The 18,986-nt window shown below is 69.1% G+C and carries 14 protein-coding genes; 6 read left to right on the plus strand and 8 right to left on the minus strand.

All coding sequences use genetic code 11. From position 1 onward, the window contains the following. The first annotated feature begins 112 nt into the window (after nucleotides 1–112). From hpnD to H0X95_RS08530, 4 genes are read left to right on the plus strand one after another with little or no spacing between them, the layout of a single operon-like run. Nucleotides 113–961 (plus strand): presqualene diphosphate synthase HpnD, encoded by an 849-nt coding sequence (hpnD, locus tag H0X95_RS08515; RefSeq protein ID WP_006485179.1) that lies wholly within the window; start codon nucleotides 113–115, stop codon nucleotides 959–961. 13 nt (nucleotides 962–974) lie between these two features. Then, nucleotides 975–2,228 carry a hydroxysqualene dehydroxylase HpnE gene (hpnE, locus tag H0X95_RS08520; RefSeq protein ID WP_012493654.1) on the plus strand — a complete coding sequence of 418 codons (1,254 nt, stop codon included), beginning with the start codon at nucleotides 975–977 and terminating at the stop codon, nucleotides 2,226–2,228. Between the two features lie 12 nt (nucleotides 2,229–2,240). Next, on the plus strand, nucleotides 2,241–4,214 hold the full coding sequence (gene shc, locus H0X95_RS08525) for a squalene--hopene cyclase (protein ID WP_006482092.1): 1,974 nt from the start codon (nucleotides 2,241–2,243) through the stop codon (nucleotides 4,212–4,214). 3 nt (nucleotides 4,215–4,217) lie between these two features. Further along, entirely contained in the window at nucleotides 4,218–4,925 is a 708-nt protein-coding gene (locus H0X95_RS08530) for a phosphorylase (protein ID WP_080403554.1), read from the plus strand. Nucleotides 4,926–5,029: 104 nt separating this feature from the next. Here H0X95_RS08530 and H0X95_RS08535 read toward each other — a convergent pair whose 3' ends face one another. Together H0X95_RS08535 and H0X95_RS08540 are read right to left on the minus strand one after the other, a co-directional pair. Next, a complete protein-coding gene (locus tag H0X95_RS08535; protein WP_062910155.1) occupies nucleotides 5,030–6,037 on the minus strand; it encodes an MlaA family lipoprotein in 1,008 nt (335 codons plus the stop codon). Continuing rightward, complete coding sequence (locus tag H0X95_RS08540) at nucleotides 6,030–8,663, minus strand: MMPL family transporter (RefSeq protein WP_059722227.1); 2,634 nt, start codon at nucleotides 8,661–8,663, stop codon at nucleotides 6,030–6,032. Before H0X95_RS08540 ends, H0X95_RS08535 begins: the two co-directional genes overlap by 8 nt. A gap of 327 nt (nucleotides 8,664–8,990) precedes the next feature. Here H0X95_RS08540 and H0X95_RS08545 point away from each other — a divergent pair, with 327 nt between their 5' ends. Next, nucleotides 8,991–9,587, plus strand: coding sequence for an MlaC/ttg2D family ABC transporter substrate-binding protein (locus tag H0X95_RS08545; RefSeq protein ID WP_006485934.1), 597 nt, complete (start codon nucleotides 8,991–8,993; stop codon nucleotides 9,585–9,587). A gap of 81 nt (nucleotides 9,588–9,668) precedes the next feature. Here the strand turns inward: H0X95_RS08545 and H0X95_RS08550 are convergent, their stop codons facing one another. Then, nucleotides 9,669–10,307, minus strand: coding sequence for a TetR/AcrR family transcriptional regulator (locus H0X95_RS08550; protein ID WP_012493651.1), 639 nt, complete (start codon nucleotides 10,305–10,307; stop codon nucleotides 9,669–9,671). A 145-nt stretch (nucleotides 10,308–10,452) separates the two neighbouring features. Between H0X95_RS08550 and H0X95_RS08555 the strand changes: the two genes are divergently transcribed. After that, nucleotides 10,453–11,973, plus strand: coding sequence for an MFS transporter (locus tag H0X95_RS08555; RefSeq protein ID WP_059722226.1), 1,521 nt, complete (start codon nucleotides 10,453–10,455; stop codon nucleotides 11,971–11,973). Nucleotides 11,974–12,018: 45 nt separating this feature from the next. Here H0X95_RS08555 and H0X95_RS08560 read toward each other — a convergent pair whose 3' ends face one another. The 5 genes from H0X95_RS08560 to H0X95_RS08580 all read right to left on the minus strand — a co-directional run bounded on the left by H0X95_RS08560 (nucleotide 12,019) and on the right by H0X95_RS08580 (nucleotide 18,982). Beyond that, entirely contained in the window at nucleotides 12,019–12,663 is a 645-nt protein-coding gene (locus tag H0X95_RS08560; protein ID WP_006485936.1) for a response regulator, read from the minus strand. A 32-nt stretch (nucleotides 12,664–12,695) separates the two neighbouring features. Continuing rightward, the gene (locus H0X95_RS08565; RefSeq protein WP_006496242.1) at nucleotides 12,696–14,078 is read right to left on the minus strand and encodes a cache domain-containing protein; all 1,383 of its coding nucleotides are present in this window, start codon (nucleotides 14,076–14,078) and stop codon (nucleotides 12,696–12,698) included. A 182-nt stretch (nucleotides 14,079–14,260) separates the two neighbouring features. Then, on the minus strand, nucleotides 14,261–15,826 hold the full coding sequence (locus tag H0X95_RS08570) for a sensor domain-containing diguanylate cyclase (protein ID WP_059722224.1): 1,566 nt from the start codon (nucleotides 15,824–15,826) through the stop codon (nucleotides 14,261–14,263). A gap of 537 nt (nucleotides 15,827–16,363) precedes the next feature. Further along, nucleotides 16,364–18,538, minus strand: a complete 2,175-nt coding sequence (locus tag H0X95_RS08575; RefSeq protein WP_048988876.1) for a malate synthase G — start codon at nucleotides 18,536–18,538, stop codon at nucleotides 16,364–16,366. A gap of 39 nt (nucleotides 18,539–18,577) precedes the next feature. Beyond that, nucleotides 18,578–18,982, minus strand: a complete 405-nt coding sequence (locus H0X95_RS08580) for a GlcG/HbpS family heme-binding protein (protein ID WP_006481612.1) — start codon at nucleotides 18,980–18,982, stop codon at nucleotides 18,578–18,580. Between the last annotated feature and the right edge of the window lie 4 nt (nucleotides 18,983–18,986).

Below are 18,986 nucleotides of genomic sequence, written 5' to 3' on the forward strand. Positions count from 1 at the left end.
TGCCTGTCTGCGTCGATCGTTCGCATATCTCGCACGCATTCGACGCCCTGACCATCCCAGCCGGGCATGGCTTCTTCAATCGCCCCGCGTGGGTGTCTCCGTGGAGCTCGTCTTGGCCGTTTCCCATTCCGTCGTGGACGAACAAGAAACCGACGCCGCTGCCGTCACATCGGGCAGTTCTTTCTATCTGGCGATGCGCATCCTGCCGGCCGTGCAGCGCGATGCGATGTTCCAGGTCTACGCGTTTTGCCGCGCGGTCGACGACATCGCCGACAGCGACCTGCCGCGCGCCGAGCGCAACGCGGGCCTCGATCGCTGGCGCGCGGACATCGACGCATGCTTCGCCGGCCGCCCGCCGCGTCACCTGGCCGCGCTCGATCGCGAGATCCGCGCGTTCAACCTGCAGCGCGACGATTTCCACGCGATGATCGACGGGATGGCGATGGACGCGGCGGAAGACATCTGCGCGCCCGACGAGCCGACACTCGACCTCTTCTGCGACCGCGTCGCGAGCGCGGCCGGCCGGCTGTCGGTGAGGATTTTCGGGATGCCGGAAGCCGAAGGGATCACGCTGTCGCACCACCTCGGCCGCGCGCTGCAACTGACGAACATCCTGCGCGACATCGACGACGACGCGGCGATCAACCGCTGCTACCTGCCGCGCGAACTGCTCGCGCGCGAAGGCATCGCGATCACCGATCCGGCGACGATCGTGCGCGATCCGGCGCTGCCGCGCGTGTGCGCGACGCTCGTCGAGCGCGCGCTCGAGCACTTCCGCCAGGCCGACGCGGTGATGGATACCTGCCCGCGTGCGCAGGTGAAGGCGCCGCGCATCATGTCGGGCGCGTATCGCTGCATTCTCGAGGCCGCGATCGCACGCGGCTTTGCCGCGCCGCGCGCCCCGCTGCGCAAGCCGAAGGCGCGCATGCTGATGATCGCCGCGCGCTACGCGCTGTTCTGAGTCGACCGACGCGATGCCCAGAACCGTCCATGTGATCGGCGCAGGACTCGCGGGCTTGTCGGCCGCGGTCGAGCTGCAACGGCGCGGGCGGCGCATCGTGCTGCACGATGCGCATGCGCACGCCGGCGGCCGCTGCCGGTCGTGGTTCGACGGGACGCTGAACACGACGCTCGACAGCGGGCTGCACACGGTTTTCGCGGGACAGCCGGCGACGCAGCGCTACCTGCGCGCGATCGGCGCGGCCGATCAGCTCGCCGGGCCCGCGCTGGCTGAATTCCCGGTGATGGACATCGCGTCGCAACAGCGCTGGACGCTGCGCTTCGGCAACGGCCGCTGGCCGTCGTGGCTGTTCGATGCCGCGTCGCGCGCGCCGGGCACGACGCCGCTCGACTACCTCGCGCTTGCGCCGCTCGCGCTCGCCCGCACGGGCCGCTCGCTCGCGCAGACGATGCGATGCGACGGCGTGCTGTGGGATCGCTGGCTGCGGCCGTACTTCCTCGGGGTACTGAATATCGAGCCGCGCCACGCGAGCGCCGAGCTCGCGCGCGCCGCGCTGTGCGGCACGTTCGCCGCGGGCGGCCCCGGTTGCCGTCCGCGCGTCGCGCGCCGCGGGCTCGGCAGCGCGTTCGTCGAACCGGCGCTGCGGATGCTGCAGTACGGCGGCGCGCAGATTCGCCTGAATTCGCGGCTCGACGCGTTCGAGTTCGGCGCGCACGGCAATGCGGTCGATGCGGTGTCGATCGGCGGCGAGCGCATCGATCTCGCGCCGGGCGACGCGGTCGTGCTGGCCGTGCCGCCCGAGGTCGCGCAGCCGCTCGTGCCGGAACTCGCCGCGCCCGACACGTTCAGCGCGGTCGTGACCGCGTATTTCGCGGTCGAAGCGTCGGCCGGCCATCCGCTGCAGACGACCGTCGTCAACGGCGTCGTCGATGCGGTGCGGAGCGGCGACGGCCAGCTCGCGGCGACGATCCGCGATGCGGGCCGCTGGCTCGACATGCCGCGCGACACGCTCGCGCGGCGCATCTGGGAAGACGTCGCGCGCGTGACCGGCGCGAACCCGGAAACCATCCCCGCGTGGCAGCTCGTCGTCGAGCCGCGCGCGGGCTTTGCGGCGGTGCCGTCGCAGGAAATGAAACGTCCGGCCGTGCGTACGCGCTGGACCAATCTTGTACTGGCGGGCGACTGGATTGCCACCGGCTTGCCCGCCACGATCGAGGGCGCGATCCGTTCCGGCCAGCTGGCCGCGGACGTGCTCCAGACGCAATAAAGAGAGGGACCGATGAACGATCTCACCGAAATGGCTACCTTGTCCGCCGGCGCCGTGCCGGCCGGCGTCGACGCGGCCGTCGCGCGGGCGACCGACGCGCTGCTGGCCGCGCAGCAAGCGGACGGCCACTGGGTCTACGAACTCGAGGCGGATTCGACGATTCCCGCCGAATACGTGCTGCTCGTCCACTATCTTGGCGAGACGCCGAACCTCGAGCTCGAACAGAAGATCGGCAAGTATCTGCGCCGCATCCAGCAGGCCGACGGCGGCTGGCCGCTGTTCACCGACGGTGCGCCGAACATCAGCGCGAGCGTGAAGGCCTACTTCGCGCTGAAGGTGATCGGCGACGATGAGAATGCCGAGCACATGCAGCGCGCGCGCCGCGCGATCCACGCGATGGGCGGCGCCGAGATGTCGAACGTGTTCACGCGCATCCAGCTCGCGCTGTACGGTGCGATTCCGTGGCGCGCGGTGCCGATGATGCCGGTCGAGATCATGCTGCTGCCGCAGTGGTTCCCGTTCCACCTGTCGAAGGTGTCGTACTGGGCGCGCACCGTGATCGTGCCGCTGCTCGTGCTGAACGCGAAGCGACCGCTTGCGAAGAACCCGCGCGGCGTGCGCATCGACGAGCTGTTCATCGACCCGCCGGTCAACGCCGGGCTGCTGCCGCGCCAGGGGCATCAGAGCCCGGGCTGGTTCGCGTTCTTCCGCGTGGTCGACCATGCGCTGCGCGCGGTCGACGGGCTGTTCCCGAGCTACACGCGCGAACGCGCGATCCGCCAGGCCGTGTCGTTCGTCGACGAGCGCCTGAACGGCGAGGACGGCCTCGGTGCGATCTATCCGGCGATGGCCAATTCGGTGATGATGTACGCCGCGCTCGGCTATGCGGAAGATCATCCGAACCGCGCGATCGCGCGCAAGTCGGTCGAGAAGCTGCTCGTCGTGCACGACGATGAAGCGTATTGCCAGCCGTGCCTGTCGCCGGTGTGGGACACGTCGCTCGCCGCGCATGCGCTGCTCGAAACCGGCGATGCGCGTGCGCAGGAAGCCGTGCTGCGCGGCCTCGAATGGCTGCGCCCGCTGCAGATTCTCGACGTGCGCGGCGACTGGATCTCGCGCCGCCCGAACGTGCGGCCCGGCGGCTGGGCGTTCCAGTACGCGAACGCGCACTACCCGGACGTCGACGATACGGCCGTGGTCGTGATGGCGATGGATCGCGCGCAAAAGCTCACGCAATCGGACACGTATCGCGAATCGATGGCGCGGGCGCGCGAATGGGTCGTCGGCATGCAGAGCAGCGACGGCGGCTGGGGCGCGTTCGAACCGGAAAACACGCAGTACTACCTGAACAACATTCCGTTCTCCGATCACGGCGCGCTGCTCGATCCGCCGACGGCCGACGTGTCGGGGCGCTGCCTGTCGATGCTGTCGCAGCTCGGCGAGACGCCGCTGAACAGCGAGCCGGCCCGCCGCGCGCTCGACTACATGCTGAAGGAACAGGAGCCGGACGGCAGCTGGTACGGCCGCTGGGGGATGAACTACGTGTACGGCACGTGGACCGCGCTGTGCTCGCTGAACGCGGCCGGCCTGACGCCGGACGACCCGCGCATGAAGCGCGGCGCGCAGTGGCTGCTGTCGATCCAGAACAAGGACGGCGGCTGGGGCGAGGACGGCGACAGCTACAAGCTGAACTACCGCGGTTACGAGCAGGCGCCGAGCACGGCGTCGCAGACGGCCTGGGCGCTGCTCGGCCTGATGGCGGCCGGCGAAGTGAACAACCCGGCCGTGGCGCGCGGCGTCGACTACCTGGTTGCCCAGCAGAACGAAGAAGGCCTGTGGGACGAGACGCGCTTCACCGCGACGGGCTTCCCACGCGTGTTCTACCTGCGCTACCACGGCTATCGCAAGTTCTTCCCGCTGTGGGCGCTCGCGCGCTACCGCAACCTGAAGCGCGCGAACGCGACGCGCGTGACGGTCGGGATGTAACGCGTGGCGACGACGCAGCACAACGGCGCATTGCCCGTCATCGCGGTGACGGGGATGGCGTTCGAGGCGCGCATCGCGCGCGGTGACGGCGTCGAAGCGGTGTTCGCCGCGCGGGCCGACCGGCTCGAGCGCGCGCTCGCCGATGCGACCGCGCACGGTTGCGCGGGTATCGTGAGCTTCGGCACGGCGGGCGGCCTCGCGCCCGATCTCGCGCCCGGTGCGCTCGTGATCGCGAACGCGATCGACGGGCCGTTCGGCCGCGTGGAGACCGATGCGGGCTGGAGCGCGCGGCTCGTCGCCGCGCTGCAAGACACGCCGGTGTGGGCGCGCGTCACGCGCGGCACGATGGCGGCCGTCGGCGCGCCGGTCGTCAACGAACAGGACAAGGCGTCGCTGCATCACGCGAAGGGCGCGCTGGCCGTCGACATGGAGTCGCACATCGCGGCGGCCTTCGCGGCCGCGCGCGGCGTGCCGTTCGCGGTGTGCCGCGCGATCGTCGATCCGGCGTGGCGCACGCTGCCGCGTGCGGCGACGGCCGGCCTGCGCGACGACGGCAGCACGGCGATCCTGCCGATCCTGCGCGAACTGCTGAAGCAGCCGTCGCAGCTCGGCCCGCTGCTGCAGGTCGCGAGCGACGCGCGCGCGGCGCGCACGACGCTGATCCAGGCGCGCCACGCGTTCGAGCGGGCGGGCGCGATGCGGATCGTTTGAGCGGCGCGCGCCGCTTTTTCTCCCCTCTTCGCGTTTTGCGCGGACAAAAAAAGCGCGCTGCATGATGCAGCGCGCTTTGTTCTTGCGCGGTCGCCGTGGTGGCGTTACTGCGCGGCCGGATTGCTCGCGGGCAGCGTCGGCATCGCCGGCGCGATCGGCGCGCCGTTGGCGGCCGGCGCCGTCGTGGCGCCCGACGATGCCGGGACCGATGCAGCCGCCGGCGCGCTCGCGGGCATCGCACTATCCGCACCCGGATCCTCGTACTGCGGCAATCCCGGCGCGGCCGGTGCGTTGTTCGGCGTGGCGCCCGATGCGCCGCCCGACTCGCCCGGATCCTCGTAGTTCGGCAAGCCGCCCGGCATGGTCGGCGTAGCCGCCGGCACCGCGCCTGCTTCACCCGGCTCCGCATAGTTCGGCGCCGCGGCCGATGCCGACTGGCCGTGGTACGTGAGCGACTTGCGCTGCTGCAGGTACGCGTCGCGCACGAACGAATACGGATCGAGCGCGGCCTGCTTCAGCAGGTCGGTCGCGCCGAGCAGGTCCGAACGCGCGCTGATGAACTGCGCGATGTACATCGGATTGCGCGCGGCCGGCTCGATGTAGTTCAGCAGGTTGAAGCGCACGTCCACCGCGCGGCCGACGCCGTCGCGGATCGTGCTCGGCCCGAACACGGGCAGCACGAGATACGGGCCGGACGGCATGCCCCAGCGCGCCATCGTCAGCCCGAAATCCTGGTGATGCTTCGGCAGCCCGGCCGGCGTCGCGATGTCGATCAGGCCGGCGACGCCGAACACCGAGTTCATCGCCACGCGCATCAGATCCTGCGTCGCATCGGTGATGCGCAACTGCAGCAGGTTGTTCGCCATGTTGCCGAGATCGCCGAGGTTCGAGAAGAAGTTGCTGATCGCGGTGCGTACCGGCGTCGGCGTGACTTTCTGGTAGCCCTTCGCGATCGGCTGGGCGATGTTCGTGTCGACCGTGTCGTTGAACTTGTACATCGCCCGGTTCATCGGCTCGAGCGGGTCGTTGGGATTGCGGTTCGGTCCCGTCGCGCAGCCGGTCAGCATCGCGCTGGCGGCGACGGTCGCCGCAATGATTCGCACCTTATTCATTGATTCCTTGCGATTGGTTCTTGGCGCGTTTGACGCGCGGTTTGCCCATCAGGACGGGCTGGAACACCACGGCGCCGATCAGCGTACAGGTCAGGGCCAGCGCGAGCAGCTTGCCCATGCTCGACGTGCCCGGATGATGCGACAGCCACAGGCTGCCGAAGGCGGTCGCCGTCGTCGCGGCGCTGAACAGCACGGCATGCGTGAGGCTCGAATGCAGCAGCCCCGTCTGTCCCGCGCGCCACGCCATCACGAAATACACCTTGAACGCGACGCCGACGCCGAGCATCAGCGGCAGCGCGATGATGTTCGCGAAGTTCAGCGACATGCCGAGCACGACGCACATCTCGAGCGTCACGATGCCCGACACGAGCAGCGGCACCAGCGTGCGCAGCACGTCGCCGAAGCGGCGCAACGTGACCCACAGCAGGATCGTGATCGAGATGATCGACCACAGCGCCGCATGCAGGAACGCGTTGATGATCGTGTCGGCCGAATGCAGGATCGAGATCGGCCCGCCGGTCGCGCCCGGTTCCGCGGCCTTCACGGCCTTGGCGAAACGGCGCAGCATCGTGTCGTCGTTCGGGTCGACGCCCTTCGGCACCTTCGGCGAGATCTGCACGAGCGCGTGGCCGTCCGGTGCGACCCAGTCGCGCACGACTTGCGGCGGCAGCGATTCGCGCGTGATGTCCTGCGGCTGCAGCAGCGAAGCGAGCTGGTTGAGCGCGATGCGTAGCGTATCGGAGAACGCGCGTTCGGCACGGTCGCGCGTCGCGCTGTCGGCGGCGGCGAGCTTCGCGAGCGACGCGGACAGGTGCTGCGCGGCGGCGGCGCCCGGGCCGGGGTGATCTTCGGCTGCATAGCTCAGCAGATCCGACACGCGCTTGAGCGCGGCCACGCGTTGCGCGTCGGTCGCGGGCGGCGCGGCCGGCTGCGTCAGCGCGGGCAGCAGCTCGCTCGCGGCCGCGGCGATCGCCGCGCGCTTGGCCGGCTGGTCGGCGGGGATGAAGGTCGACAGCGTGGTCGTGCGGCCGACTTCGGGCAGCGCGTCGAGGCGCTTCGCGGCCGCATCGGCTTGCGCGAGCGACGGCGCGAGCAGCGTGACGTCGTTGACGGCGGCTTCCGGCGAATCCTTCAGCGCGAGCAGCGTCGCCATCGATTCGCTGTTCGGATCTTTCAGGTGCAGCGGGTTGAAGTCGAAATGCAGGAACGCGAGCAGTGGCAGCGCGCCGATCACGACCGCGAGCGTGCCGATCAGGATCGGCTTGCGGTGGCGATCGAGATAATCGTCGACCGGCGCGAGCCACGGAAAGCCCGGCGTCTTCGATTCGCCCGGCGGCGCGAACAGGCGCAGCAGCGCGGGCAGCAGCGTGAGCGTGGTCAGCAGCGCGACGAACATCCCGACGCCCGCGATCAGCCCGAGCTCGGACACGCCGCGATACGCGGTGGGGATGAACGAGAAGAAGCTCGCCGCGACGGCCGCGGTGGCCAGCGCGAGCGGCATGCCCATCGAGTGCGCGGCGCCGATCAGCGCGTGATCGATGCGCGAATCGCGGAAGCGTTCCTCGCGGTACTTCACGCCGTACTGGATCGAGAAATCGACGCCGAGGCCGACGAACAGCACCATGAACGCGACCGAGATCATGTTCAGCGAGCCGACCATCGCGAGGCCGAGCGCGGCCGTCACGACGAGGCCGACGAACAGCGTGACGAGCACCGAGCCGATCATCCGCTTCGAGCGCAGCGCGAGCCACAGGATCACGAGCACGGCAAGCAGCGTGAGCACGCCGTTGAGCGCGGCGCCGTCTTCGACCGACGCGAATTCGTCGTCGGCGAGCGGCTGTTCGCCGGTCAGGCGCACGGCCGCGCCGTAGCGCTTCTCGAGGTCGAGCGACCGGGCCGCGTCGCGGATCACCTGGCTCGTCGCCGCGCCGGCCTTCAGCGCGCCGTAGTTGACCACCGGCTGCACGGTGACGAACGCGCGCGCGGGCTGCCGCGCGGCATCGTTGTCGACCAGCGCGCGCCACGAGAACGCGGCCGGCTTGCCGGCCAGCACGTCGTCGACCGTCGCGGCGCTGCGAGCGAGCAGCTTCGCCATCGCGGGCAGCTTCACCTGGCCGGTCAGGAGCGGCTGGCCGAGCGTGGTGGACAGCGTGGTGGCGAGCCCGGTGAGGCTCGGGTTCTTCGCGAGTTCGTTGACGAGCGGGCGCGCGCTCGCGAGCTGCGCGGTCGTATCGGTGACGTCCTGCGGCGACAGGAACAGCAGCCCGTTGTGCTCGAAGAACGGTCCGCCGCCCGGCTCGGCGACGGGGCCGATGCGGCCGGCGGTGGCGTCCTTCTGCAGCGCTTCGGTCAGCGCGTGCGCGGCGGCCGTCGCGAATTCGGGCGCGGGCGCCTCGACGACCGCGAGGATCGTGCCGTTGCGTTGTGGGAACGCCTTGTCGACGGCTTGCCCGAGCGCGGCCCATTGCGGCTCCGCATCGACGAGCTTGCTGATGTCGGTGTTGATCTTGAAATGCTGCGCGACGTAGACGCCGCTGAAGGCGGCGATGACGAGCGACAGGACGACGACCCAGACGGGGCGGCGCACCGACCACGCAACGAGTCGGACGATGAGAGATGTCACCATGTGGCGGTGGGGAGCGGCTGGCAAGGGCAAAGTAGCCAAGTATACCGGCGCGGGGCGGCGACGGTCGTGACGTTGGGGAGATTCGGGGCGGGAAGGATATTTGCTCGCGACGTTGGAATCGGATCGCGCGGCCGGTCCATTTGTATGGGGATATTTACATAATCGACGCGGCGCTGCGCCGCCACGCCGCCGCGCCGCCTGTGACAAACGGCGCTGAAAGGTAACAGTCGGTCACCGGGCGGCAGCGGGGCGTCAGGCCCGGTATACTTTGCTCCACCGGCCGATGCAAAGAGCCGGCCGTTTTTTCCCATCGAGTGCGAAATTCGTATGAAACGTCATCTGTTTGCTTTCGTCGCGGCGGCCGCCGTGTCGGTTTCCGCTTTCGCGCAGAGCGCGCCGGTCGATATCGTCCGCACGGCGGTCGAGGGCACCGTCAACGCGATGAAGGCCGATCCGGCCGCGCGCGGCGGTGACATGGCGAAGGTCACGCAGGTCGTCGAGCAGCGCTTCCTGCCCGCGACCAACTTCGAGCGCACGACCCGCATCGCGGTCGGCGACGCGTGGAAGCAGGCCACGCCGCAACAGCAGCAGGAGCTGTACAAGCAGTTCCGGTTGCTGATGACGCGCACCTATGCCGCGTCGCTCGCGCAGCTCGGAGGCCAGGACGCGAAGTTCTCGTTCAAGGCCGGCGGCGCGTCGGGCGCCGATGCGCTGGTGCAGTCGACGGTGACGACGCCGGGCGACAGCCAGTCGGTCGGCTATCGTCTCGGCAAGGTCGGCAACGACTGGAAGATCTACGACATCGACATGTCGGGTGCGTGGCTGATCCAGGTCTACCAGGGCCAGTTCAAGAGCCAGCTCGCGACGGGCGGGATCGACGGCCTGATCGCGTATCTGCAGAAGCACAATTCGCGGACCAACTGACGACCGCTGCAAGGCTGCGGTCGGGATGGACGAAGGGCGCCCTCGGGCGCCCTTTTTTCATCGCGGCGCGTCGGCCGTGCGTCATGCGCCGACGCCGAGCATCCGCAGGCAATCGTCGACCACCGCATCGACGAACGCGGCGCGATCCGTTTGCGGCGCCGCGATGATGTGATCGGTCGCGCCGTGCACGCCGGCATAGATCAGCAGCGCGGTGACCTGCGGGTGCGCGAGCCGCCACGTGCCGGCCCGGGCGCCGCCGTCGAGAATCGCGCCGAGCTGCTCGAGGATCGCGTTCTTGTCGGCATTCTCGCGATCGTGGTGGTGATGGTTCGTGTAGACGATGTCGTGCGTGCGATAGGTCGCGGCGTAGATGTCGATGCTGGCGCGGATCCATGCGCGCAGGCGCGCGAGCCAGTCGTCGGCGTCGCACGCGTCCACCGCCTGCTGCAACTGGTCGAGGAACGACGCGGTGTAGCGCTGCGCGAGCGCCGCGAGCATGTCGGTCTTCGATTCGAAGTAGTGATAGAACGTGCCCTTCGCGACCTGCGCGTGCTCGACGATCTCGCTGATGGTGGTCGCTTCGACGCCCTGCGCGAGGAACAGCGTCTCGGCCGCGGCCATCAGTTCCTCGAGGCGGACTTCCGCCGGCTTCGTGCGCGGCTTGCCCGCCGGCGCGTCGTCTTTCACTGTCCTGATCCCTGCCTTGGTCCTGTCCGTCATCGCGCGGCTCGACGCCCGTTCATGCAAAGCCCGCAGTTTAGGCCAGCGCCCCCGTTTACGGCCAACATGATCCATTGACCGACGGTCAGTCGATATGTAAGATGAGAATCATTCTCATCAATGGGCCCGTCGCGGGTCGACCGCCATGTCTCGCTACCGTCGCGCCGCACTCGTCCTGGCCGCCTGTCTCGGCACCTTTCTCGCCACGCTCGACATCAGCATCGTCAACGTCGCGTTGCCGACGCTGCAGACGGCGCTCGATACCGATATCGGCGGCCTGCAGTGGGTCGTCAATGCGTACGCGCTCGCGCTGTCCGCGTTCATGCTGTCGGCCGGCCCGCTCGGCGACCGCTACGGTCACAAGCGCGTGTGGCTCGCGAGCGTGATCCTGTTCACGGCCGGTTCGATCGTCTGTGCGTGCGCGGGCCGGATCGGGCCGCTGCTGGCCGGCCGCGCGATCCAGGGGCTCGCCGGCGCGTTGCTGATTCCCGGCGCGATGCCGATCCTCACGCATGCGTTTCCCGATGCGCGCGAACGCGCCCGCGTGATCGGCGGCTGGTCGGCGTTCAGTGCGCTCGCGCTGATCCTCGGGCCGCTGCTGGGCGGCCTGCTCGTCGAGCATGGCGGATGGCAGGACATCTTCCTCGTCAACGTGCCGATCGGCATCGTGGCCGTGCTGCTCGGCGCCTGGGGCATTCCGGAGCGCCGGCATCCGGCGCATGCGGCGTTCGATCCGTACGGGCAGGCGCTGAGCGTGGTGTGGCTCGGGTTGCTGACCTACGGGCTGATCGGCATCGGCCAAGCCGGTGCGTCGCAGGTGAAGGTGCTGGCGCCGCTGGCGGGCGCCGCGGTGGCGTTCGTCGTCTTCGTCCGGGTCGAAACGCGGGTCGAGCGGCCGCTGCTGCCGGTGTGGCTGTTTCGCGACCGGCGGCTGGTGCGCGCGAATCTCGCGTCGTTCGTGCTCGGGTTCTCCGGGTACAGCAGCCTGTTCTTCCTGTCGCTGTTCCTGCAGCAGGCGCAGGGTCGTGCGCCCGCCGCGGCCGGCTGGCAACTGATGCCGCAGTTCGTGATGACGGCGATCACGTCGATGCTGTTCGGGCGCATCGCGGCACGCATGCCGCTGCATACGCTGATGGTGGCCGGGTACGGGCTGATCGGCGCGATGCTCGCGGTCATGGCCGGCTTCGGTGCGACAACCCCCTACGCGGCCGTCGGCGTGGTGCTGGCGCTGCTCGGCGTCGGCATGGGGCTCGCGGTGCCGGCGACCGGCATGACCGTGATGGAACTGGCGCCGGCCGAGCGCGCGGGCATGGCGTCGGCGACGATGAACGCATTGCGCCAGACCGGGATGAGCCTGGGCATCGCGGTGCTCGGCAGCATGATGAGCGTCGGCGCGTTGCACCGGATGACGGCCGCGATGCACGCGGCGGGCGGCGCGCACGCGGATACGCTTGCGCGGCAGGCCGTGATGGAGCACGTGCTCGCGGCCGGGCGGCCCGACATGCTCGGCGCGTATCGGGATGCGATGGCGCACGGGTTTTCGCTCGCGATCCTGTGTTCCGGAATCCTCAGTATGGTGATCGCGCTGATGTTGACGATGCGACGTGAAAAGGCGCAGCAAGCGGCCGTGTCGTGCGTGACGTCTTCACGGCCGGAGCCGGAATGAGAAGGCGCGCGGGCGGGTCGCGGCGGATCGGTTCGACAGGCGTGCCTACCGCCGCCGATGCTCGACCGCGAACTTGATCAGCTCGGCCTGCCCTTCGATCTCCAGCTTGCGCTTCAGGTTGAGCCGGTGCGTCTCGACCGTGCGCACCGACAGCCCCGTCTGTTGCGCGATCTGCTTGCTCGACAGCCCCTCGGCCAGCGCGTCGAGGATGTCGCGCTCGCGCGGCGTCAACCGGTCCAGCGGCGACGCGGTCGCGCTCGCCTGGATCATGCGCGCGGCCAGCCCTTCGCTGAAGAACGTCTGCCCGGCCAGCACGGCGCCGATCGCGCGGACGATCTCGCTCGCGGGCGAATCCTTCAGCAGATAGCCGCTCGCGCCGGCACGCACCGCCTGCGTCACGTACTCGATGTTGTCGTGCATCGACAGCATCAGCACGCGAATGCCCGGAAAGCGCTCGTGGAATACGCCGGCGAGCGTGATGCCGTTCATGCCGTTCATGCCGACGTCCATCAGCGCGAGATCGGGTTCGAGCGACGCGGCGAGCGCGAGCGCCTCGTCCGCGTTGCCGGCCTCGCCGACCACCGACAGATCGGCCGCTTCGAGCCGCATCCGCAAGCCGTCGCGTACGAGCGGGTGGTCGTCGACGAGCAGCAGTCGGGCGGCGGGCCGGGCGGTATCGGGGGCGCTCATGCGTGAAAGGTCTCCTGTAATGGGGCGCGTCGTCACGCCGCGCTGCGCAGCGGCACGCGTGCGGCGACGATCGTGTGGCCCACTTGCGACGTGATCGTCAGCGTGCCGCCGAGCGCGTCGAGGCGCTCGCGCATGTTGCGCAGGCCGATGCCGCGGCGCGCGTCGGCCTGCGAGCGTTCGGCGTCGAAGCCGCAGCCGTTGTCGGCAATCGTCAGCGTGACGGTTTGCGCGCCGACGTCGAGCGTGACGGCCGCGCGCGACGCCCGCGCATGATGCACGATGTTGCTCAGCGCTTCCTGCGCGATCCGGAACAGCGCGGTGTTGACGGCTTCGGGCAATGGCTGCGTGCCGCTGTGCGCGACCTGCGTATAGCCGATGTCGATGCCGCTCTCGGCGCCGAGCTCGCGCACGAGTTGCTCGAGCGCGGCCGCGAGGCCGAGATCGTCGAGCATCGACGGCCGCAGCGCATGCGAGATGCGCCGGACTTCGCGCAGCGTATCGCCGAGCCGCCCGACACCCGACGCGAGCGCCTGCTCGGCTTCGGGCACGCGCGACGTGCCGCGCTCGAAGCGCGCGAGCGCGGATTCGAGCATCAGCTTCGCGGACACCATCATCTGGCTGATCCCGTCGTGCAGTTCGCGGGACAGCCGCGCGCGCTCCTGCTCCTGCGATTCGACGACGCGCTGCGCGAGCTGCTTGAGTTTCGCGTCGGCGCTGCGCGACTCGCTGACGTTCAGCACCAGCGCGCACACGGCGATCGCCGCCGCGCCGGTGAGCGCGATCGCGGTGAGCCAGCTCATCGTGCGCTCGATGTTCGCGGACGCGCGCGCGTCGATGCGCTGCAGCGCGGTGTCGACGTCGTCGAGATAGATGCCGGTGCCGACCATCCAGCCCCAGCGCTCGAGCGCGACGACGTAGCCGAGCTTCGGCGCGACGCGGCCCGTCGACGGCCGCTGCCATGCGTAGCGCACGTAGCCGCCGCCCTGCGACGCCGCGCCGATCAGCTTCTGGATGGTCAGTGCGCCCTGCGGGTCGCGCATCGACCAGAAGTTGTGGCCGACGCGTTCGGGCTCGCGCGGATGCATCAGCGAATTGCCGTGCAGGTCGTACACGAAGAAATAGCCGTCCGGGCCGAAATCCATCTTTTGCAGCATCGCGAGCGCCTGCGTGCGCAGCAGCGCGTCGTCGCGCGCATTGCGGCCGCTCGCGTCGTAGAGCGGCATGATCGCGCTCGTCGCGAGCTCGACGTAGTGTTTCAGCTCGACTTCCTTGCTCGACAGGTACGCGGCCTGGATCGTCGCGTGCTGCGTGCGCGCGAGCGACGTCGCCTGCTGGCGCACGCCGAAGCCGATGCCGGCGATCGCGAGCAGGAACGGCACGATGGCCAGAAGGAAGATCTTTGCCTTGAGTCTCATGGTGGTGCGAAGCGGCCGCGAACCGGCGCGGCCGTGGTGCGGCTGGCCAGGCGCGGCCAGCCAGGCGCGGCCCGGCCGGGGACGTCGGCCGCGCGGCGGCGCGGCGGCGCGGTGGCGTATCGAGCCGATATTGTCGGTGATTTTGCCTGCGGACGGCGGCGGCCCCGCCGCTGCCCGTACGCTCAGGCCCGCCGCGACTGGCGATCGTCGGGCGGCGTGGCCGCCTGCACGACGATGCGGTTGCGCCCGCCTTCCTTCGCCCGGTACAGCGCATCGTCGGCCAGCTTCAGCGCGGCCTGGATGTTGTCGTCGCGTTCGGGATAGCTGGTCGTCACGCCGATGCTCACCGTCAGCCGGCCGACCGTGCCGGCGTCGTGGCGGATGCCAAGATCGAGGACGCCCGTGCGGATCGTTTCGGCGATCGTCACCGCGCCGTCCGAGTCGATGTCCGGCAGCACCACGACGAATTCCTCGCCGCCATAGCGCGCCGCATAGTCGGCCGGGCGGCGCAGGCAGCCGGCGATGCAGTGGCCGACCGCGGCGAGGGCGTCGTCGCCGGCCTGGTGGCCCTGCGTGTCGTTGTAGCGCTTGAAGTAATCGACGTCGATGAACAGCAGCGACAGCGCATGTTGCGAGCGCGCGGCACGCCGCCATTCGCGCGCGAGCGTGACGTCGAGCATCCGGCGGTTGTCGAGGCCCGTCAGGCCGTCGGTGCGCGCGAGCGCCTGCAGCTCGGTTTCCGCGCGATGACGCTTGCGCAATTGCACGTCGAGCAGCAGCGACAGGCCGACGAAGCCGATCGCGAGCACGACCATCGCGGAGCCGATCGGGATCGCACGGTCGTACCACGCGGCGTAGGTGTCCGCTTCCGAGCGCGCGACCATGACGATCAGCGGCAGGCCGTCGAGGTGCCGGAACACGTACAGGCGTCGCACGCCGTCGATCGACGCGGTATCGGCGAAGCTCCCTTCGCTGGCGGTCATGAAATGCCGGAACGTGCTCGCGCGACTGATGTCGCGGCCGACAATCCTGGGGTCGTAGGGCTCGCGCGCGACCATCTTGCCGTCCGTGTTGATCAGGGCAACCGAGCCGCGGTCGCCGAGCGACAGGCGCGAGAACAGATTCTGGAAATATTCGAGCCGGATCGACATCACGGCGACGCCGCCGAACGACCCGTCGGGCCGCGTGATTCGCCGGCTGAGCGCGATGCTCGGCGAGCCGCCGCGCAGCCGCGAATGATACGGGGGGCTCACGTACAGGCCGATCTCGGGGTGGTCGCGAGGCACGGTGAAGTACGGTTCGTTCGCGAAGTTGGCCTTGCGCGGCACGTCGCTCTTGCCGTCGACCGCGATGTCGCCCTTTGCGTCGAGCACGTAGATGCCGCCGAGGTACTTGGCCGTCGTCGCGCGGTCGAACAGCACCTGGCGGCGCAGCGGCATCGGCAGCTTGGTGACGTCGGGGTCGTTCGCGCCTTCGACGACCGCCTGCAGCGACAGCGAATAGATCTCGATGTTGCGTTCGATGTCCCACGACGCCATCAGCGCGAGATTCTGCTGCATGCTGCGCGAACGGTCGCGCGCGTCGATGCGGCCTTCGTACAGCACGATTCCGCACAGGAGCAGCAGGATCAGCGCGATCAGCAGCCCCGTATAGAAGATCAGGTGCGGCAGCAGGAACCGGCGCAGATGAGCGGCGACACGGCTCGTCAGGCCGGATTCGCTGGGCATTGCGTAGTCGGTTTCGGCCATGGTCCGTGGATCGGGGGCATCGTCGCCGGGCGGCGGGTCGATGCGATTGTTCGTATGACTACCGGTGGCGATCCGGTGCGCAGCCCTCTGCCCGTGCCAGCCTTTCGTTCAGCGGAAAAAACGGCCGCCGATTATCGACAATCGCGACCGGATAAACCCTATATTTACAGGTAAACATTGACTGCAATTCGACGATCTGACGAATTGCGTGATGCGAATTCCACGGAGTATAACGCGCGTGTTTGCGTGCGCGGAAAATGTTGCATCCTGTTGATCGGGGTCAAATTACGGTGTAATCCCGGGCTTGCCAATATCGGGCGCAGCGTTGCGGCGCAAGGCTTTGCGGGGCAGCGGGGAGGTCGCGCCGACGGTTGCGGATACCGGCGGATTAATGGTGGGCCGGCGACAGGCGCCGATTATCGGTTTCAACGCTCGGCTGAACGCGAATATGAAAACGTGCAGCCGCGAGGCTGCCCGTTTCGCGAGGCCGGCGTACGGCCGGCGCCCGGCATGCGGGACGAACCCGCATGCGCAGGTTTATGCGCCGCGCTGTTGCGCCTTGAACGCGAGCCGGAACTGATGCAGCAGCGGCTCGGTATAACCGCTCGGCTGCGACGTACCTTGCAGCGCGAGCGCGCACGCGGCCTGGAACGCGGTCGACTGGTCGTAGCCGGGCGCCATCGGGCGATAGTTCGGATCGCCGGCGTTCTGCTGGTCGACGACGCGCGCCATCCGCTTGAACACGTCGAGCACGAATGCCTCGGTGATCACGCCGTGGCGCAGCCAGTTCGCGATGTGTTGGCTCGAAATGCGCAGCGTCGCGCGATCTTCCATCAGGCCGACGTCGTGGATGTCCGGCACCTTCGAGCAGCCGACGCCCTGTTCGACCCAGCGCACGACGTAGCCGAGGATGCCCTGCGCGTTGTTCTCGACCTCGCTCAGGATTTCCGCCTCGCTCCACGCGGCACGCTCGACGACCGGCACGGTCAGCAACCCTTCGAGCAGTGCGTCGCGCTCGCTCGCGTACGGCGTCTTCTCGAGTTCCTGCTGGACGGCCTGCACGTCGACGAGGTGGTAGTGCAGCGCGTGCAGCGTCGCGGCGGTCGGCGACGGCACCCATGCGGTGTTCGCGCCGGCGCGCGGATGCGCGATCTTCTGCTCGAGCATCGCATGCATCAGGTCCGGCATCGCCCACATGCCCTTGCCGATCTGCGCGCGGCCGCGCAGGCCGGCCGACAGGCCCGCGAGCACGTTGTTGCGCTCGTACGACTGGATCCACGCCGACGACTTCATGTCGCCCTTGCGGATCATCGGGCCCGCTTCCATCGCGGTGTGCATCTCGTCGCCGGTGCGGTCGAGGAAGCCGGTGTTGATGAACGCCACGCGCGCGGCGGCGGCGGCGATACATGCGGCGAGGTTCACGCTGGTGCGGCGCTCCTCGTCCATGATGCCCATCTTCAGCGTGTTGCGCGGCAGGCCGTACAGATCCTCGATGCGCGCGAACAGCGTGTCGGCGAACGCGACTTCCACCGGGCCGTGCATCTTCGGCTTCACGATGTAGATCGAACCCGTGCGCGAATTGCGCTTCGCCTTCAGGTCGTGCAGCGCGCACAGCACCGTGACGACACCGTCGAGAATCCCTTCCGGAATCTCGTTGCCGTCGCGGTCGAGCACCGCGCCGTTGGTCATCAGGTGGCCGACGTTGCGCACGAACAGCAGCGAGCGGCCATGCAGCGACAGCGTGCCGCCGGCGGGCGTCGTGTACTCGCGATCGGCGTTCAGGCGGCGCGTGAAGGTCTTGCCGCCCTTCGCGACTTCCTCGACCAGCGTGCCCTGCATCAGGCCGAGCCAGTTGCGGTAGAGCTGGACCTTGTCGTCGGCGTCGACCGCCGCGACCGAATCCTCGCAGTCGATGATCGTGCTGACCGCGGCTTCGAGCACGACGTCCTTCACGTTCGCGAGATCGGCGCGGCCGATCGGCGTCGACGCGTCGATCTGGATCTCGAGGTGCAGGCCGTTGTGCTTCAGCAGGATCGCGGACGGCGCATCGGCCGCGCCCTGGTAGCCGACGAACTGCGCGGGCTGCGCGAGCGCGACGTTGCCCTGCGCGGTTTCGACCGCGAGCTGGCCGTCCTGCACGCGGTAGCGCAGCGCGTCGCGGTGCGAGCCGCTCGCGAGCGGCGCCGCGGTGTCGAGCACGTTGCGCGCGTAGTCGATCACGCGCTGGCCGCGCGTCGGGTTGTAGGCCGACGTGCGTTCGGCGCCGCCGTCTTCGGGCAGTGCGTCGGTGCCGTACAGCGCGTCGTACAGGCTGCCCCAGCGCGCGTTCGCGGCGTTCAGCGCATAGCGTGCGTTCGACAGCGGCACGACGAGCTGCGGGCCGGCCTGCGTGGCGATCTCGCTGTCGACGTTCGCGGTGGCTGCCGCGACGTTCGACGGGACCGGCACGAGGTAGCCGATTCGTTCGAGGAATGCGCGATACGCGGCATGGTCGCGAACCGGGCCGGGGTGCGCGCGATGCCACGCGTCGAGTTCCTGCTGCAGGCGGTCGCGTTCGGCGAGCAGCTCGCGGTTGCGCGGCGCGAGGTCGTGCACCAGGGCCGAGAAACCGCTCCAGAACGCGGCCTTGTCGATGCCGGTGCCCGGCAGCGCTTCGTTTTCAATGAACTGGCTCAGCGCTGGCGCGACTTGCAGTCCTGCTTGGTCGATCATCGTGAATCCTCCCGGGGAAAATGCGCGCGGTTTGGCTGGTTATTCCGCGACGCTCTGTGTACCGGCGCGGGCGATCTGCGCGTCCTGTTCGGACTTTACGCCAGACACACCGATCGCGCCTGCAATCCGGCCGCCGACCGTGACCGGCACGCCGCCTTCGAGCAAGCCCGTTAGCGGCGCGCTCAGAAACGCGGTGCGGCCACCGTTGATCATATCCTCATACGCCTTCGTCTCGCGACGGCCGAGCGCCGCCGCGCGGGCCTTGTCCTGCGCGAGGGTGCTGCTGGCCGGCGATGCGCCGTTCAGCCGCGCGAACGCGAGCAGGTGGCCGCCGTCGTCGACGACGGCGATCGACACGGCCCAGCCGTGGCGTTCCGCTTCCGCGCGCGCCGCGGCGAGCATGCGCTCGGCATCGGCCAGTTCGAGTTCGGGTTTCGTTTGCATGGGT

The sequence above is a fragment of the Burkholderia sp. 9779_493 genome (assembly GCF_015712215.1).
Classification (GTDB): Bacteria; Pseudomonadota; Gammaproteobacteria; order Burkholderiales; family Burkholderiaceae; genus Burkholderia; species Burkholderia cenocepacia.

What these genes read in the sequence shown, in the direction of transcription:
- H0X95_RS08555 (WP_059722226.1), top strand. Translation starts at nt 10,453, where the DNA reads ATGTCTCGCTACCGTCGCGCCGCACTCGTCCTGGCCGCCTGTCTCGGC.
- H0X95_RS08560 (WP_006485936.1), bottom strand. Translation starts at nt 12,663, where the DNA reads ATGAGCGCCCCCGATACCGCCCGGCCCGCCGCCCGACTGCTGCTCGTC.
- H0X95_RS08565 (WP_006496242.1), bottom strand. Translation starts at nt 14,078, where the DNA reads ATGAGACTCAAGGCAAAGATCTTCCTTCTGGCCATCGTGCCGTTCCTG.
- H0X95_RS08580 (WP_006481612.1), bottom strand. Translation starts at nt 18,982, where the DNA reads ATGCAAACGAAACCCGAACTCGAACTGGCCGATGCCGAGCGCATGCTC.
- shc (WP_006482092.1), top strand. Translation starts at nt 2,241, where the DNA reads ATGAACGATCTCACCGAAATGGCTACCTTGTCCGCCGGCGCCGTGCCG.
- hpnE (WP_012493654.1), top strand. Translation starts at nt 975, where the DNA reads ATGCCCAGAACCGTCCATGTGATCGGCGCAGGACTCGCGGGCTTGTCG.
- H0X95_RS08535 (WP_062910155.1), bottom strand. Translation starts at nt 6,037, where the DNA reads ATGAATAAGGTGCGAATCATTGCGGCGACCGTCGCCGCCAGCGCGATG.
- H0X95_RS08575 (WP_048988876.1), bottom strand. Translation starts at nt 18,538, where the DNA reads ATGATCGACCAAGCAGGACTGCAAGTCGCGCCAGCGCTGAGCCAGTTC.
- H0X95_RS08570 (WP_059722224.1), bottom strand. Translation starts at nt 15,826, where the DNA reads ATGGCCGAAACCGACTACGCAATGCCCAGCGAATCCGGCCTGACGAGC.
- H0X95_RS08550 (WP_012493651.1), bottom strand. Translation starts at nt 10,307, where the DNA reads ATGACGGACAGGACCAAGGCAGGGATCAGGACAGTGAAAGACGACGCG.
- H0X95_RS08545 (WP_006485934.1), top strand. Translation starts at nt 8,991, where the DNA reads ATGAAACGTCATCTGTTTGCTTTCGTCGCGGCGGCCGCCGTGTCGGTT.
- H0X95_RS08540 (WP_059722227.1), bottom strand. Translation starts at nt 8,663, where the DNA reads ATGGTGACATCTCTCATCGTCCGACTCGTTGCGTGGTCGGTGCGCCGC.